Below are 15,971 nucleotides of genomic sequence, written 5' to 3' on the forward strand. Positions count from 1 at the left end.
ACCGATGTCCTTTCCCCTGCTGACAGCCACGGCGGCGCTCCCGGCGATCGGGGCGATCGCCACGGCCGCCGTGCCGGCCGCCCGGCGCACCGCCGCCAAATGGCTGGCGCTGTTCTTCTCCCTCGGCACACTCGCCCTCGCGATCGCCGTCCTGGTCCGGTTCGACCCGGACGGCGACCGCTACCAGCTCACCGAATCGCACTCCTGGATCTCCGACTTCGGGGTCCGCTACGAACTCGGCGTGGACGGCATCGGGGTGGCGCTCGTCGCGCTGACGGCGCTGCTGATCCCGTTCATCGTCCTCGCGGGCTGGCACGACGCCGACCCGCTGGAGACGGGCAGCAGGAGGTGGCGGCCGACGCAGGGCTTCTTCGCCCTGATCCTGGCCGTCGAGGCGATGGTGATCCTCTCCTTCGAGGCCACCGACGTCTTCCTCTTCTACATCTTCTTCGAGGCCATGCTCATCCCGATGTACTTCCTCATCGGAGGCTTCGGGGACCGTGCCCACGAGCACGGGGAGAAGGTGGCGTCGACCCAGCGGTCGTACGCCGCGGTGAAGTTCCTCCTCTACAACCTGGTCGGCGGACTGATCATGCTGGCCGCGGTGATCGGCCTGTACGTCGTCGCCGGGAACTTCAGCCTCCAGGAGATCGCCGAGGCCCGCGCCAACGGCTCGCTGGACATGGCGACGAACACCGAACGCTGGCTGTTCCTCGGCTTCTTCTTCGCCTTCGCGGTGAAGGCGCCACTGTGGCCGCTGCACACCTGGCTGCCGAACGCGATGCAGGAGGCCACCGCCCCGGTCGCCGTCCTCATCACGGCGGTCGTCGACAAGGTGGGCACCTTCGCGATGCTCCGCTTCTGCCTCCAGCTCTTCCCGGAGGCCAGCAAGTGGGCCACGCCGGCCATCCTGGTGCTGGCGCTGATCAGCATCGTCTACGGGGCGCTGCTCGCGGTCGGCCAGCGGGACATCAAGCGCCTGATCGCCTACGCGTCGATCTCGCACTTCGGCTTCATCATCATGGGCATCTTCGCGATGACCAGCCAGGGCCAGTCCGGGGCGACGCTCTACATGGTCAACCACGGCATCTCGACGGCCGCGCTGATGCTGGTCGCCGGATTCCTGATCTCGCGGCGCGGCTCGCGGCTCATCGCCGACTACGGCGGTGTGCAGAAGGTCGCCCCGGTGCTCGCCGGCACCTTCCTGATCGGCGGCCTCGCGACCCTCTCGCTGCCGGGTCTCGCGCCGTTCGTCAGCGAGTTCCTGGTCCTGGTCGGCACGTTCACCCGCTATCCGGCGATCGGCATCATCGCCACCTTCGGCATCGTGCTCGCCGCGCTCTACACCCTCGTCCTGTACCAGCGGACGATGACGGGCCCGGTGAAGCCGGAGGTCTCCGCGATGCCGGACCTGCGGGTGCGGGAGATCGCGGTCGTCGCCCCGCTGATCGTCCTGCTGGTCTTCCTGGGCGTCTACCCGAAGCCCGTCACGGACATCGTGAACCCGGCGGTCAAGCAGACCTTGTCCGACGTACAGAAGAAGGACCCCCAGCCCGAGGTGGAGGCGGCCAAGTGAGCGCATCAGCCGTCCACAGCCTGTGGACAACCGCGGCCGACCCGATCTCGAAGATCGACACGCCGAAGATCGAGTACGGACAGCTCTCGCCCACCCTGATCGTCGTCGGCGCGGCGCTCGTCGGGGTGCTGATCGAGGCCGTCGTCCCGCGCAGGTCCCGCTACTACGCGCAGGTGTTCACCGCCGTCGTGGCGCTCGTCGCCTCCTTCGCGGCGGTCGTGGCGCTGGCCGCCGGCGGGTACGCCACGACCAAGTCGGGCATCGCCGCCATGGGCGCGATCGCCGTCGACGGACCGGCCCTGTTCCTGCAGGGCACGATCCTGCTGACGGCCCTCGTCGGCCTGTTCACCTTCGCCGAGCGCCGGCTCGACCCGGCGGCGCACGGCAACCGCGTCGACTCCTTCGCCGCCCAGGCCGCGTCCGTGCCGGGCAGCGACAGCGAGAAGGCCGCCGTGAAGGCGGGGTTCACCACCACCGAGGTGTTCCCGCTGCTGATGTTCGCCGTCGCGGGCATGCTGATCTTCCCGTCGGCCAACGACCTGCTGACGCTGTTCATCGCGCTGGAGGTCTTCTCCCTCCCGCTGTACCTGATGTGCGCGCTCGCCCGCCGCAAGCGGCTCATGTCGCAGGAGGCCGCGGTCAAGTACTTCCTGCTGGGAGCCTTCGCGTCCGCGTTCACCCTGTTCGGCATCGCTCTGCTGTACGGCTACGCGGGCTCGGTGTCCTACGGCACGATCGCGCGGGTCGTCGACGGCACCGCCACCGACGTCAGCCCGGCCCTGGCGAACACCACGGGCAACGACGCGCTGCTGCTCATCGGCTCGGCGCTGATCGTCATGGGTCTGCTGTTCAAGGTGGGCGCGGTGCCGTTCCACATGTGGACGCCGGACGTCTACCAGGGCGCCCCGACGCCGGTGACCGGGTTCATGGCCGCGGCGACGAAGGTGGCCGCGTTCGGCGCGCTGCTGCGCCTCCTGTACGTCGTGCTGCCCGGCCTGCGCTGGGACTGGCGGCCGGTCATGTGGGCCGTGGCGATCGTCACGATGCTGGGCGGCGCGATCATCGCGATCACCCAGACCGACATCAAGCGGCTGCTGGCGTACTCGTCGATCGCGCACGCCGGCTTCATCCTCGCCGGTGTCATCGCGACCACGCCGGACGGGGTGTCGTCCGTCCTCTTCTACCTGGGCGCCTACTCGTTCGTGACGATCGGCGCGTTCGCGGTGGTGACGCTGGTGCGCGACGCCGGCGGCGAGGCGACGCACCTGTCGAAGTGGGCCGGTCTGGGCCGCCGCTCGCCGCTGGTCGCGGCGGTCTTCGCGGTGTTCCTGCTGGCCTTCGCGGGCATCCCGCTGACCTCCGGCTTCGCCGGGAAGTTCGCCGTGTTCAAGGCGGCGGCCGAGGGCGGGGCGGCCCCGCTGGTCGTGATCGGTGTGATCTCGTCCGCGATCGCCGCGTTCTTCTACATCCGGGTCATCGTGCTGATGTTCTTCAGCGAGCCGACACCCGAGGGACCGACGGTCGCGGTGCCGTCCCCGCTGACGATGACGGCGATCGGCGTCGGCGTGGCCGTCACCTTGGTGCTGGGTGTGGCGCCCCAGTACTTCCTGGACCTGGCGAGCCAGGCGGGCGTCTTCGTGCGCTGACCGAGCCCCGCGCGGACGGCCCGGCTTCCCTCGAGGGAGCCGGGCCGTTCCCGTGCCGAGGGGGTGAGCCTGTGGATAACTCGGGGGACTGTCGGCGCGGACCCCTATCGTGGAGGCAGTGGTCGAGGGACGACGGGCGGGGGACACGGCGATGGGTGCGACGGGCGTGATCAGCGAGATGCCAGCGGTGACCGAGGCGGACCGGACAGGCGACAGCGAGGCACTGGCCGCGCTCCACCGCGTCTTCGGATACGAGGCCTTCCGGGGCGAGCAGGAAGCCGTCATCGAGCATGTCGTGGCCGGTGGCGACGCCGTCGTGCTCATGCCGACCGGCGGCGGCAAGTCGCTCTGCTACCAGATCCCCTCCCTGGTCAGACCGGGCACGGGCGTGGTCGTCTCCCCGCTGATCGCCCTCATGCAGGACCAGGTGGACGCCCTGCGGGCGCTCGGCGTGCGCGCCGGGTTCATCAACTCCACGCAGGACTTCGACGAGCGCCGCGTGATGGAGGCGCAGTACGCCGCCGGCGAGCTCGACCTGCTCTACCTCGCCCCCGAGCGCCTCCGGCTCGACGCGACGCTGGACCTGCTGTCCCGCGGCAAGATCTCCGTGTTCGCCATCGACGAGGCGCACTGCGTGTCCCAGTGGGGCCACGACTTCCGCCCCGACTACCTCTCCCTGTCCCTGCTGGGCGAGCGCTGGCCGGACGTGCCGCGGATCGCGCTGACGGCGACGGCCACCCACGCCACCCACCAGGAGATCACCCAGCGGCTCGGCATGCCGGACGCCCGGCACTTCGTGGCCAGCTTCGACCGGCCCAACATCCAGTACCGGATCGTGCCCAAGGCCGACCCGAAGAAGCAGCTGCTGAGCTTCCTGCGCGAGGAGCACGCGGGCGACGCGGGCATCGTGTACTGCCTGTCCCGCAAGTCCGTCGAGGCGACCGCCGAGTTCCTCTCCCGCAACGGCATCGAGGCGATCCCGTACCACGCCGGCCTCGACGCGGGCACCCGCGCGGCGCACCAGTCCCGGTTCCTGCGCGAGGAGGGCCTGGTCGTCGTGGCGACCATCGCCTTCGGCATGGGCATCGACAAGCCGGACGTACGGTTCGTCGCCCACCTCGACCTCCCCAAGTCCGTCGAGGGCTACTACCAGGAGACCGGCCGGGCCGGGCGGGACGGCCTGCCCTCCACGGCCTGGATGGCCTACGGCCTCAACGACGTCATCCAGCAGCGCAAGATGATCCAGCTCGGCGAGGGGGACGAGGCGTTCCGGCGCCGCGCGGCCGCGCACCTGGACGCGATGCTGGCGCTGTGCGAGACGGTCCAGTGCCGGCGCGCCCAGCTGCTCGCCTACTTCGGCCAGGACCCCGACGCGGGCGCCTGCGGCAACTGCGACACCTGCCTGACGCCGCCCGAGACCTGGGAAGGCACCGTGGCCGCGCAGAAGGTGCTGTCGACGGTCGTCCGGCTGCAGCGGGAGCGGGGGCAGAAGTTCGGCGCCCTGCAGATCGTCGACATCCTGCTCGGCCGGCGCACCGCCAAGGTGATCCAGTTCGACCACGACCAGCTCTCCGTGTTCGGCATCGGCGAGGAGCTGACCGAGGGCGAGTGGCGCGGCGTCATCCGGCAGCTGCTGGCCCAGGGCCTGCTCGCCGTCGAGGGCGAGTACGGCACGCTGGTGCTGACCGAGGACAGCGGCTCGGTGCTGCGGCGGGAGCGGGAGGTGCCGCTGCGCAAGGAGCCGAAGCGACCCGCGTCCTCGCGGTCGGCGTCCGGATCCGGCCGCGGCGAGCGCAAGGCCAAAGCCGCCGTCGCCGAGCTGCCGCAGGAGCTGGTCCCGGCCTTCGAGGCCCTGCGCGCCTGGCGGGCCGAGCAGGCCCGGGAGCAGGGCGTCCCGGCCTACGTCATCTTCCACGACGCCACGCTGCGCGAGATCGCCACGGTGTGGCCGACCTCGGTGGCCGAGCTGGCCGGGATCAGCGGCGTCGGCGAGAAGAAGCGGGCGACGTACGGGGAAGGGGTGATCGAGGTCCTGGCCGGCCTGGCCGCACCGGCACCCGAGGCCGCCGCGCAGCCCACGTCGTCGGCCCCGGACGATCCCGACGACTGGCCGACGGAGGAGCCGGAGCCCGACGGCTGGGAGTGAGGACGAACGCCCAGGACGCGGCCGTCAGGACAGCGTCAGGAGTCCCGGCGCGAAGGTGATCAGCAGGGGGACCAGCGGGACCAGGGCCGCCAGGGTCGTGGTGAGGGCGCGGTCGCGGCGGCCCAGGCGCGGGCGCGGCTGCAGGAGGCGGTCGACGCGTTCGCCCAGCAGCCGGTGGGTGGAGGCGCAGGACAGCACGCCCCGGTGCTGGTTGAGCTCGATCAGGGCCAGGGCCGTCGTCAGATGGCCGCAGCGGCGGGATGCCGTGTCGTCGGCGGCCAGTTCGACCAGACGGTGCGTCTGGTCGCAGAAGTGGGCGAACAGCGGGACACGGGGGAAGCCGGTGGCGAGCGCGGTGGACAGGTGCAGCAGCCAGTCGTGGTGGGCGCGGGCGTGGCCCCGCTCATGGGTGAGGACGGCGTCGAGCTGGTGGCCGGTGAGGCGGTGCAGGGCACCCGTCGTGACGATCAGCTGCGGCGGGCTGCCCGGCATCCACCAGGCGTCCGGGTACTCGTCCTCCAGCACCAGCAGCGGGCCGCGCGTGGAGCCGAGGCCGGCCGGCAGATCGGGGGCGCGCTCGCGCAGCTGGGCCCGGGCCCGGCCGCGCCGCCTGCGCGCCTCGACCAGCTCCCGCCCGAGCATCGCCGTCGTCCATGCAGCCCCGCAGGCCAGCAGGAGGGTGAGGAGCGCGGCCCAGGCCGGGGCGGCGGAGAGGTCGTACGCCTCCGTCACGGACGCCGGCGCCGGGGCGAACAGCTGGGCGCGGGCGGTGCCGAAGACGGCGGCGGTGCCCAGGGCGAGCGCCGTCAGGCAGCACAGCAGCACGGTGGCGACGAGGCACTGCCACACCCACAGCGCGACCACGGGGTCCCGTTCCGGCCAGGCGGCCCGGGTCAGGACGCGCGGGACGGGAATGGCGGCCGTCAGGCCGACGATGCTCAGCAGGAGCAGGCAGACGGTCATGCCAGGGGCTCCGGATCCTGGTGAGGGACAGCGCGCGGACGTCGGTGCGGGGCGGTGGGACGCGGGCGCCCCGAGGGGCGCGCTCCCCACCGCCAGCCAGTATGACGGTGCGGCCCGCGGGAGTCAGCGGGAAAGCACCGACGGATCCGCGGGCGTGCTTCGCCCACCGGACCGCCCGCCATGCTCGGCCCACCCCGGCGGCCGCGCCTCAGCCGGCCACGATCCGCCCGGTGACCTCGCCCAGGCCCACCCGCACCCCGCCCGGGCCGGGGGCCCACGCGGACAGGGTGACGACGTCGCCGTCCTCCAGGAACGTGCGCTTGCCGTCGGGGAGTTCGAGCGGGTCGCGGCCGTTCCAGGTCAGCTCCAGGAGGGAGCCGCGCTCACGCTCGGTGGGGCCGCTGACCGTGCCGGAGCCGTACAGGTCGCCGGTGCGCAGGGAGGCGCCGTTCACCGTCATGTGGGCGAGCTGCTGGGCGGCGGTCCAGTACATGGTGGAGAAGGGCGGCTCGGAGACCACGTGGCCGTTGATCGCCACGGAGATACGCAGGTCGTAGCCGCCGGGTTCGGCCGCGTCGCCGGAATCGTCGAGGTACGGCAGCAGCGGGTGCGTGCGCTCCGGCGGCGCCGTCCTCGCCTCGTCCAGGGCGTCCAGCGGGGTGATCCAGGCCGACACCGACGTGGCGAAGGACTTCCCGAGGAAGGGGCCGAGGGGCACGTACTCCCACGCCTGGACGTCACGCGCCGACCAGTCGTTGAGCAGGCACAGGCCGAAGACGTGCTCACGGAAGTCGCCGAGCGGGACCGGTGTGCCCATCGCGGACGGCCTGCCCACGACGAAGCCGACCTCGGCCTCGATGTCCAGGCGGACGGACGGGCCGAAGACGGGGGCCGGGTCGGTGGGGGCCTTGCGCTGGCCCGAGGGCCGCACGACGTCCGTGCCGGAGACGACGACCGTGCCGGACCGGCCGTGGTAGCCGATCGGCAGGTGCTTCCAGTTGGGGGTGAGGGAGTCCTCGGCGTCCGGGCGGAAGATCTGGCCGACGTTCCGGGCGTGGTTCTCGGAGGCGTAGAAGTCGACGTAGTCCGCGACGTCGAACGGCAGGTGCAGCGTCACGGAGGACAGCGGGTGGAACAGGTCAGCGATGGCCTCCTGGTGCGCCGGGACCGTCACCCAGGCGGTCAGCGCCCGCCGTACGTCCGACCAGGTGGTGCGGCCCGCGGCGAGGAGCGCGTTCAGCGACTCCTGGGCGAGCAGCGGGGCGTACGGCGAGTCGAGCGCCTGGGCCGCCCCGCCCGCGTCGAGGACGTGGTCGCCGAGACGGACGCCCACCCGGCGCGCGGAGTCCGGGCCCGGGAGGGAGAAGACGCCGTACGGAAGGTTGTGCGCGCCGAAGGGGTCGCCCTCGGGGAGATCGAAGGGGGGCATGGGGTACTGCCTCACTCTCATACGCTCCGTAAGCCATGTGGTCGGGCCCACGTTACGGGTGAGGTGGCGGTCTTGGGCAGGGTGAATCCTCCGGGCAGGCGATGGGCCACCCCCAGGCAGCCGCGGTGGGCCGTCCCCCTGGCACCCCCCAGGTCGCCGCGGTGGGCCGCCTCCCGCCGCCCCCTCGTCGCGTCCCCCTCGCCGGGCGAGCGGGCCCAACTCGGCGTCCGCATCGCCCTCGAGAATCCCGCAGGGGCGAAACCGCCATAAACGGGCGCGAGTTGTGCGGGCTCGGACACAACTGGGACCGGAACCGCTGTCAACTCATGTGAACAGAGCAGCCGTCCGGTTCAGGTCGAGTCGATGGGGCTTCCTGTCCGTATTCTCTGATCATGGCCGCACCGATCGCATATTCACTCATCGCCACTGACCTGGACGGGACGCTCCTCCGAGGTGACGACACGCTCTCCGACCGGTCCCTCGCGGCACTCGCGCAGGCGGCGGTGGCCGGTGCCCAGCACCTCGTGGTGACGGGACGGCCGGCACCCAGGGTGCGGCCCCTCCTGGACCTCATGGGCAGCAGGGGACTGGCGGTGTGCGGGCAGGGCGCGCAGCTGTACGACGCCGGGCGGGACCGGCTGCTGTGGTCCATCACCCTGGAACGGGACCTGGCGGAGACCGCCCTCGGCAAGATCGAGGCCGAGGTGGGGCAGGTGTACGCGGCGGTCGACCAGGACGGTGTCGACGGGCTCACGCTCATCGAACCGGGCTATCTGATGCCCCACCCCACCCTGCCGGCCGTGCGGGTGCGGCACCGCGACGACCTGTGGTGCGAGCCGATCAGCAAGGTGCTGCTGCGCCATCCGACGCTGTCCGACGACGAGTTGGCGGCGACGGCCCGCGCGGTGGTGGGTTCGCTGGCGACGGTCACCATGTCGGGGCCGGGCACCGTCGAACTCCAGCCATGCGGCATCACGAAGGCGACGGGCCTCGCGCTCGCCGCCGAGCACCTCGGCCTGGGTCCCCACGAGACCATCGCCTTCGGGGACATGCCCAACGACATCCCCATGTTCGACTGGGCCGCGCACGGGGTGGCGATGGCCAACGCGCATCCCGAACTCAAGGCGGTCGCGGACGAGGTCACCTTGTCCAACGAGGACGACGGCATCGCCGTCGTCCTCGAGAGACTGTTCGCCTGCAGCCTGGCCGAGTTCCCCTACTAGAGGTCCCTCGACCAGAAAGTGAGAGCCGGTACGGCTCAGTAGGGGCCGTTCACGTTGTCGATCGAGCCGTAGCGCGCGGCCGCGTAGTTGCAGGCGGCCGTGATGTTCGCGACCGGGTCGAACGGGTCGTACGCGGTGCCCGGCACGTGGTACGTCGCGAAGGTCGGGTCGATGACCTGGAGGAGACCCTTGGACGGGGTGCCCGCCACGGCGTTGGAGTCCCAGTTGTTGATGGCGGCCGGGTTGCCCGAGGACTCGCGCATGATGTTGCGGTGGATGCCCTCGTAGGAGCCGGGGATCCCCTTCTGCGCCATGATGTCCAGCGCTTCGCGGATCCAGCCGTCGAGGTTGTCGGCGTACGTCTTCACGGAGGCCTGGGTGGCCTGGGCGACGGCGGACTTCTTGACGGGGGCGGACGCCGTGTTCGCCTCGGCCTTCGTCGGCGCGGCCTTCTTCGTGGACCGGACCTTCAGGTCGACACCCGGGTGGATCAGCCGCGGGTCGTCACCGATGGCCTTGCGGTTGTCCTTGTAGAGCTGCCGCCAGCCGCCCTGGGCGTCGTAGCGGTCGGCGATCCCGTACAGGGTGTCGCCCTTCTTGGTGGTGTAGCTGACGGAGCCGACCTTGGCCACGGTGGGGACCTTGGCGGGCTCGGCGGCGCTCGCGGTGGTCGCGCCCAGCAGGGGGAGCGCGAGAGCGGCGGTACCGGTTCCGGCGGCGATGACGCGCCGGGTGAACGGGCTGGTACGGGTACGGCGGTGCTTGCCTCGGGACATGGCGCTGTTCGTTCCTCTCCGGCGCCTGCGAGGTGAGCTGTCGGGTTCGGGCGGGAGATGCCCGGTCATGCCGTCGTACGACGACGTGACTTCACCCCTAGCCGTGCCGGCGCGCCATCGAGGCGTGCGGTACGGCGACTTACCTGGGTCCCCCGCTCCTGCCGTGCGAGTGCGTTGCGTAGGTGGATGACTCGGGCGGCGGCAGGATTCGGCGTCCGCCCGACAGAGCGGGAACGTATGCGAGAGCACATGTCCGGAACAAGTGCCGCAATCACCTGACGTGCTAATTGACCATGGTCTGAGGTGTATGGGGCGCTTGATCCTTTGCGGTTGCCAATTCTCAACTCGCTTTTCTGGCAAGGGGTCGACGGGCTTCGGTGGGGGAGGGGGTGACGCCGGCTCGCGTGACCCAACTCACGGCGATCACAACAGCCGCAAATCGGGCAATGACTCCAACTCCCCTGTTATTGCCTGGCCGTGAAGGGGGTGACGTCAACGCGCCTATCTGTACCTTCCGTCCGTGGAGTCCGTTTTGGGCGGGCGGAGCAAAAGGTGCGAAAGGGTGGCGGCGCGTCCGGGTCGTCGGCGCGGCAGGAACCTCGCCCTTCGTCTCGTTCGTTGAGGGGGTGCGGAGGCGTCCGGACGGCGGGGCGGGGTAGGCGGAGGCGGGGGTGCTGTGCCGGCCCGCGGTGCGGCCCCGACAGGGGCGAACCCGGTTTCGATTCGAGAGGGAGTGGGGAGCGGTCGGCTACACACAGTGACGTAACGATAGATCGGTGAATATCCACCCTTATCGGGTGATCAAAAAACATACCGACCGTGAACCGATGTCGCCCGTGGTGGACGGGTGGGCGGCATCGGTGATCGAAACGTGACCGGATACGCTGACTTGAGTGATGGCAGCGACCTATCGACAAACCGTGTAACCAGCCGAAAGACACCAGCAGACAGGAGACCCCTCGTGACCGTCGTCGGGCCGTTCGGGCTGAGCGTGCGGGACCAGGCTCTGGAAGCCGATGTCCAGGCCGGATTGGCGGCTGTCGAGGAGGGACTGCTCGAAGCCACCAAGAGTGAGGTCCCCTTCATCACCGGAGCCGCCCAGCACCTGGTGCGGGCGGGCGGGAAGCGCTTCCGGCCGCTGCTCGTGATGCTCGCCGCGCGCTTCGGGGACCCGTATGCCCCGGGGATCGTGCCGTCGGCCGTGGTGGTGGAGCTGACCCATCTGGCGACGCTGTACCACGACGACGTGATGGACGAGGCCGAGGTCCGGCGCGGGGTCGACAGCGCGAACACCCGCTGGGGGAACTCCGTCGCGGTCCTCACCGGCGACTTCCTCTTCGCGCGCGCCTCGCACATCCTGGCCGACCTCGGGCCCGAGGCCGTCCGGGTGCAGGCCGAGGCGTTCGAGCGGCTCGTCACGGGCCAGATCCTGGAGACGGCCGGGCCGCAGGACGGCCGGGACCCCGTGGAGCACTACCTCGACGTGCTGAGCGGGAAGACCGGGTCGCTGGTGGCGGTCTCCTGCCGCTTCGGCGCGATGATGTCGGGCGCCGACGAGACCGTGGTCGACGTGCTCACCCAGTACGGGGAGCGGCTCGGCGTCGCCTTCCAGCTGGCGGACGACGTCCTGGACATCGCGAGCGACTCCCACGAGTCCGGGAAGACGCCCGGCACCGATCTGCGCGAGGGCATCCCGACCCTGCCGGTGCTGCGGCTGCGGGAGCGGGCGGAGCGCCTCGGGCTGCCGGAGGACATCGCCCTGTGCGAGCTGCTGGACTCCGACCTGAGCGACGACGCCCGGCTCGCCGAGGCACTGGCCGCCCTGCGGGAGCACCCGGCACTGGAGCAGGCCCGGCGGGACACGGTCCGCTACGCCGAGGACGCGCGCGCCGCGCTGGCACCCCTGCCGCAGAACGACGCGAAGGCCGCCCTGATGGAGCTGTGCGACGCCGTGGTGCACCGCGCCGGCTGAGCCCCCTCGGCCGGCCCCCGGCCGCCGTCACTCTCCCCGTGTCACCCCTCGACCCCTACGGGTCGGGGGACGTCCACCCCTCCGGCGTCATACCGCAGGTGTACACGGAGTTGGCTCCGCAGGTTGACGAAACTCCCTGGCCGATTTGGTCAGATGGACATCACGGAAAACACCACTCCTCACCGATTCGGGTGAGAATGGCGGCTCAGGGGTGGACCTTGCCGGGTCGTGAGACTCGCGGGCGACAGACGAACGGGCGGCCGCCGCCGACGACGGAGGTAGGGCACACATGGCACCGTACGAAGTCGACGACAGTACGACCGCGGGGGAGGGCGACGACCCGCGCGCGGGCCGGCGCAAGGCCGCTCGGTACGTCGTCCCGGTCACGGTGGTGGGGATCGCGGCGGCGACGATCGGGCTGGTCCCGGCGCTCGCCGACGCCGGGGACCCGGACCTGCCGGACCTCACCGCGCAGCAACTGATCGAGAAGATCGCCAAGTCGGACGTCCAGCAGCTGTCCGGCACGTTCAAGATCACCACGGATCTGGGGCTGCCCGACCTGGGCGGTCTTGAGTCGGGTCTCACCTCCGGCCTCACCGGCTCGGGCGCGGGCGACGGCTCGTCCGCCGACCCCTCGGCGAAGCTGACCGAGCTGGCCTCCGGCACGCACACCCTGCGGATCGCCGTCGACGGCGACGACCGGCAGAAGCTGTCCCTGGTGGACAAGGCCTCCGAGTACAGCCTCATCCACAACGGCAAGGACGTCTGGGGCTACGACAGCAAGTCCGACGAGGTCTTCCACGCCACCGCAGACGAGGCCGGGCGGGAGCAGGGCAAGGGGCACGGGAAGCGCGACGAGGTTCCCGCCACCCCCAAGGAGCTCACCGAGGAGGCCCTGAAGGCGGTCGACGACACGACGTCGGTCACCGTCGACGGCACCGCGCACGTCGCCGGCCGGGACGCCTACCGGCTGCTCATCGAGCCGAAGCAGTCGGGCACCACGGTCGGCGCGATCACCGTGGCCGTGGACGCGAAGACCGGGCTGCCGCTGAAGTTCACGCTGACCCCGTCCGGCGGTGGCGCCGCCGTGGTCGACGCCGGCTTCACCCAGGTCAGCTTTGCCAAGCCGGCCGCCTCCACCTTCGACTTCACCCCGCCCAAGGGCGCGAAGGTCACGGAGGAGGGCGACCTGGACAAGGGTGCCCGGCGGCACGGCGAGGGCAGGTCCGAGGAGGACTTCCGCAAGGAGCTGGAGAGGGAGTTCGGCTCCGGGAAGCCCAAGGGCCCGAAGGGCCGCGAGGACGGTCCCGTGGTCATCGGCGAGGGCTGGAACACGGTGGCGGTCTTCGACACCGGCGGCGAGGGCGTTCCCTCGGGCTCCGAGGTCGGCGGCGACCTGGGAGGCTTCCTCGACTCCCTGGGCGACAAGGCCAACGGGAAGTTCGGCTCGGGCACGGTGTTCTCGACGCGCCTGATCAATGCCCTCGTCACCGACGACGGCAAGGTCTACGTCGGCGCGGTCGACAAGGCCACGCTCGTGAAGGCGGCCGACTCGGCCAAGTGACGCCACGAGCGGCCCGGCACCCGTGCCGGGCCGCTCTCGCACGGCATCACCGAGCGGCGCTCAGTCCGTCTGGTACGGGAAGCGGGCGAGCGGCGCGTCCTGGGCGAAGAAGGTCTTGGCCCGGCTCAGGGCCCCGGCGTCCCGCAGCACGTCCCCGGGCTTGCTGCCGTTGCCGAGCAGCACCCCGCCGAAGCGCATCCCCATGTAGGCGGCCGAGTTGTTGAGGGTGCCGATCAGCGGGTCGGCGACCACCGGCTCCTCGTGGGCGAGCGCGGTCACGCCCCAGAGCGTGCGCCCGGCCAGCGTGTCCTTGAAGTCGAGGCCGGGCGTGCGCAGCCAGCCCGACCAGTGGTCGAGGTAGCGCTTGACGTGCGCGGACACCGAGTACCAGTACAGCGGCGAGACGATCACGACGTCCGTGGCCGCGAGGGTGGCGTCTAGCAGGACGGCCGTGTTCCCCTCCGTCGGCCGCACATGGTCGCTGTCGTGGCGCAGGTCCTCGAAGTCGGGCAGCGGATGTGCCGCGAGGTCGATCCAGCGCTGTTCCACGCTCTCGGGCAGTTGCTCGGCCGCCCGGCGGGCCAGCAGCTCGGTGTTGCCGTCGGGGCGGCTGCTGCCGAGGACGAACAGGAAGCGGCGGGTCATGGGTCCCCCAGTGGGCACGCACGGAAACAGGGCGTAAAGCAATTAAGCGCCTCTGCATTATATGCGTACGCATGTAGCTGGCGTCCAGGGACCGAGCGGGCCCTCGGCCGCCTCCGCCACCGCGAGCAGTGCCGCCTCCCGCCCGTGCGCGGCCACCAGTTGGAGCCCCACAGGGCATCCGTCCGGCCCGAACCCGGCGGGAATGCTGATCGCCGGATGCCCACTCAGGTTGAACGCCCAGGTGAGCGCGGTGGAGTACCGCTCACCGGGACCCTCGTGGCCGTGCGGCGGGGTGGGGGCCGTCGGCGTCAGGAGCAGATGCGTCCGCCGGAAGAGGGCGGCGAGCCGTCGGTCGTTGCCCGCACGCAGGCGCCCGGCGGCCTCGGGGGAGAGACCGGCCTCGGACCCGCGCAGCGCGAGCCACGCCGGGGCCGGGTCGTCGAGGCGGAACGCGTCCCCCGCCTCCAGGAGCCGCACCACTCCGGCTTCGTGGAGCCGTACGGCGGCCGCGTGCGCCACCGCCACGACCTCCGGGTCGGGAGAGGCGAAGCCCAGGTCGGGGGACCAGAGGGCGGCCGGGGCGGACGCGCCAGCAGAGGGGGAGGGGGAGCAAGGCGCCGGCGAGGGTGCGTCGGCCGACACCACGGCCCAGTAGGCCGCCGCGTCCGCGGCGCTGCGCGCGAGCACGCCCGGCGCCATGAGCCCCGTGGAATCCGCGGTGGGGAAGCGCCCGTTGGTCGCCTTCAGCCCGACGACCCCGCACCAGGCGGCCGGAACGCGTACCGAACCGGCGCCGTCGTTCCCCGTGGCCAGCGGCACCAGCCCGGCCCCGACCGCCGCCGCCGAACCGGCCGACGAGCCGCCCGGCGTACGGTCGGCGCGCCAGGGGTTGACCGTACGGCCGTACCGCCCCGCCCCCCAGGTCTGCCACGGGGTGCCCGGTCCCGGCACGGACGTCGCGCCCACCGGTACGCAGCCCGCCACGAGCAGCGGCGCCGCCGTGCGCAGTCCGCCGCGGCCCTTCACCCCGATCGGCACCCCGGCCAGCGGCGGCCGTTCGCCCGCCCCGATCCGGGCGTCCACCGCGCGTGCCCACGCCCGCGCCCGCTCGTCCCACACCTCGGCGAAGGCGGACAGAGCGGGGTCGATCCGCTCGATCCGGTCGAGGGCGTCCGCGATCACGTCGACCGCGCGCACCGCGCCCGCACGGACGGCCGAGGCGATCGTCACGGCCGAGCGCGCCGAGAGGGGGCCGGGTTCCTCGGAGGTGGCGGGGCTCGACGGAGGGGACACGGGTCAGCGCCCGTGCCCCGTCAGCCGCGCCAGCGCCTCCGGCTGCCGGGGCGGGCGCGCTCCGTGCGGTCCGCCCGGAACCCCCAGCCGCCAGTCCGGCATCCACGGCACCCGGTACACGTCGATCACCGACTCGATCACCCGGATCCGCTCGGCGAGCGGACGCGGCAGCCGGCCCGGAGCGTCCGCGACCAGGACCACGCCTTCCAGGTCCAGCCCCGGTGGCGTCGCCCCGCGCCGGAAGAGGTCGAGGGCACCCGGCACGGCGGCCAGTCCGGACGCGTGGGTGCGCGCGACGAGCAGCACGGAGCGCGGGTCGTCCGGTCCGGGCCAGTCACGCCCGCAGTCCCGGCCGCCGTACACCGTCGCGAGGGTGGTGACGCCCGCCCCGCCGTGCAGACCGATCCACGCGAAGCGCCGGGGGGTGCCGGGCGGGGGCGGTGGAGGGGACGGCGGGTCGTCGGGCAGGGGGACCGGTCCGCGGAGCCAGATGTCCGGGCCCCGGCCGGACGGCCCCCGCTGTGGGCGCATGTCGGTGCGCATGCCCGTGCTCCTCCCTCGTCGCTCCACGGCCCGGCGTGAGGCATGAGAAGGCCGTGACGTGGCACAAGCTCCTGGAACGAGTCTGTGACGTCACGGTGACGCCCGCGCCGCCCGCGGCCGGAGAGACTCGACAGTACGTGTACGGCGTCGGTACGTGTACGGCGTCTCCGACGTTGATGACGTGTCCGACCTGAA

Annotated in this window: 12 protein-coding genes and 1 riboswitch; of the genes, 6 read left to right on the plus strand and 6 right to left on the minus strand. The window is 71.8% G+C overall.

The window, feature by feature from the left end:
• The first annotated feature begins 4 nt into the window (after positions 1–4).
• The 3 genes from ADL34_RS00555 to recQ all read left to right on the plus strand — a co-directional run bounded on the left by ADL34_RS00555 (position 5) and on the right by recQ (position 5,368).
• On the plus strand, positions 5–1,576 hold the full coding sequence (locus ADL34_RS00555; protein ID WP_062664182.1) for an NADH-quinone oxidoreductase subunit M: 1,572 nt from the start codon (positions 5–7) through the stop codon (positions 1,574–1,576).
• Positions 1,573–3,222, plus strand: a complete 1,650-nt coding sequence (nuoN, locus tag ADL34_RS00560) for an NADH-quinone oxidoreductase subunit NuoN (protein ID WP_062664180.1) — start codon at positions 1,573–1,575, stop codon at positions 3,220–3,222. Before ADL34_RS00555 ends, nuoN begins: the two co-directional genes overlap by 4 nt.
• Positions 3,223–3,373: 151 nt before the next feature.
• Positions 3,374–5,368 carry a DNA helicase RecQ gene (gene recQ / locus ADL34_RS00565; protein WP_062664177.1) on the plus strand — a complete coding sequence of 665 codons (1,995 nt, stop codon included), beginning with the start codon at positions 3,374–3,376 and terminating at the stop codon, positions 5,366–5,368.
• A gap of 24 nt (positions 5,369–5,392) precedes the next feature.
• Here the strand turns inward: recQ and ADL34_RS00570 are convergent, their stop codons facing one another.
• Positions 5,393–6,331 carry a M56 family metallopeptidase gene (locus ADL34_RS00570; protein ID WP_062664175.1) on the minus strand — a complete coding sequence of 313 codons (939 nt, stop codon included), beginning with the start codon at positions 6,329–6,331 and terminating at the stop codon, positions 5,393–5,395.
• Between the two features lie 208 nt (positions 6,332–6,539).
• Positions 6,540–7,760: a fumarylacetoacetase gene (fahA, locus tag ADL34_RS00575; protein ID WP_062664173.1), complete on the minus strand. Its 1,221-nt coding sequence runs from the start codon at positions 7,758–7,760 to the stop codon at positions 6,540–6,542.
• A 392-nt stretch (positions 7,761–8,152) separates the two neighbouring features.
• Between fahA and ADL34_RS00580 the strand changes: the two genes are divergently transcribed.
• Positions 8,153–8,983 carry an HAD family hydrolase gene (locus ADL34_RS00580; RefSeq protein WP_062664171.1) on the plus strand — a complete coding sequence of 277 codons (831 nt, stop codon included), beginning with the start codon at positions 8,153–8,155 and terminating at the stop codon, positions 8,981–8,983.
• Positions 8,984–9,018: 35 nt separating this feature from the next.
• Here ADL34_RS00580 and ADL34_RS00585 read toward each other — a convergent pair whose 3' ends face one another.
• Positions 9,019–9,759 carry a transglycosylase SLT domain-containing protein gene (locus tag ADL34_RS00585; RefSeq protein ID WP_062664169.1) on the minus strand — a complete coding sequence of 247 codons (741 nt, stop codon included), beginning with the start codon at positions 9,757–9,759 and terminating at the stop codon, positions 9,019–9,021.
• 7 nt (positions 9,760–9,766) lie between these two features.
• A riboswitch (cyclic di-AMP (ydaO/yuaA leader) is annotated at positions 9,767–9,954 on the minus strand.
• A 766-nt stretch (positions 9,955–10,720) separates the two neighbouring features.
• Between ADL34_RS00585 and ADL34_RS00590 the strand changes: the two genes are divergently transcribed.
• On the plus strand, positions 10,721–11,731 hold the full coding sequence (locus ADL34_RS00590; protein ID WP_062664167.1) for a polyprenyl synthetase family protein: 1,011 nt from the start codon (positions 10,721–10,723) through the stop codon (positions 11,729–11,731).
• Positions 11,732–12,020: 289 nt separating this feature from the next.
• Positions 12,021–13,295 carry a LolA family protein gene (locus tag ADL34_RS00595; RefSeq protein ID WP_062664165.1) on the plus strand — a complete coding sequence of 425 codons (1,275 nt, stop codon included), beginning with the start codon at positions 12,021–12,023 and terminating at the stop codon, positions 13,293–13,295.
• 60 nt (positions 13,296–13,355) lie between these two features.
• Here ADL34_RS00595 and ADL34_RS00600 read toward each other — a convergent pair whose 3' ends face one another.
• The 3 genes from ADL34_RS00600 to ADL34_RS00610 are packed head-to-tail and all read right to left on the minus strand — an operon-like array spanning position 13,356 to position 15,776.
• Positions 13,356–13,940, minus strand: coding sequence for a flavodoxin family protein (locus tag ADL34_RS00600; RefSeq protein ID WP_062664163.1), 585 nt, complete (start codon positions 13,938–13,940; stop codon positions 13,356–13,358).
• A gap of 57 nt (positions 13,941–13,997) precedes the next feature.
• The gene (locus tag ADL34_RS00605) at positions 13,998–15,233 is read right to left on the minus strand and encodes an amidase family protein (RefSeq protein ID WP_234374912.1); all 1,236 of its coding nucleotides are present in this window, start codon (positions 15,231–15,233) and stop codon (positions 13,998–14,000) included.
• Between the two features lie 3 nt (positions 15,234–15,236).
• Positions 15,237–15,776, minus strand: coding sequence for a DUF6668 family protein (locus tag ADL34_RS00610; protein WP_062664159.1), 540 nt, complete (start codon positions 15,774–15,776; stop codon positions 15,237–15,239).
• Between the last annotated feature and the right edge of the window lie 195 nt (positions 15,777–15,971).

It is taken from the genome of Streptomyces sp. NRRL WC-3605 (assembly GCF_001509795.1).
Lineage (GTDB): Bacteria > Actinomycetota > Actinomycetes > Streptomycetales > Streptomycetaceae > Streptomyces > Streptomyces viridochromogenes.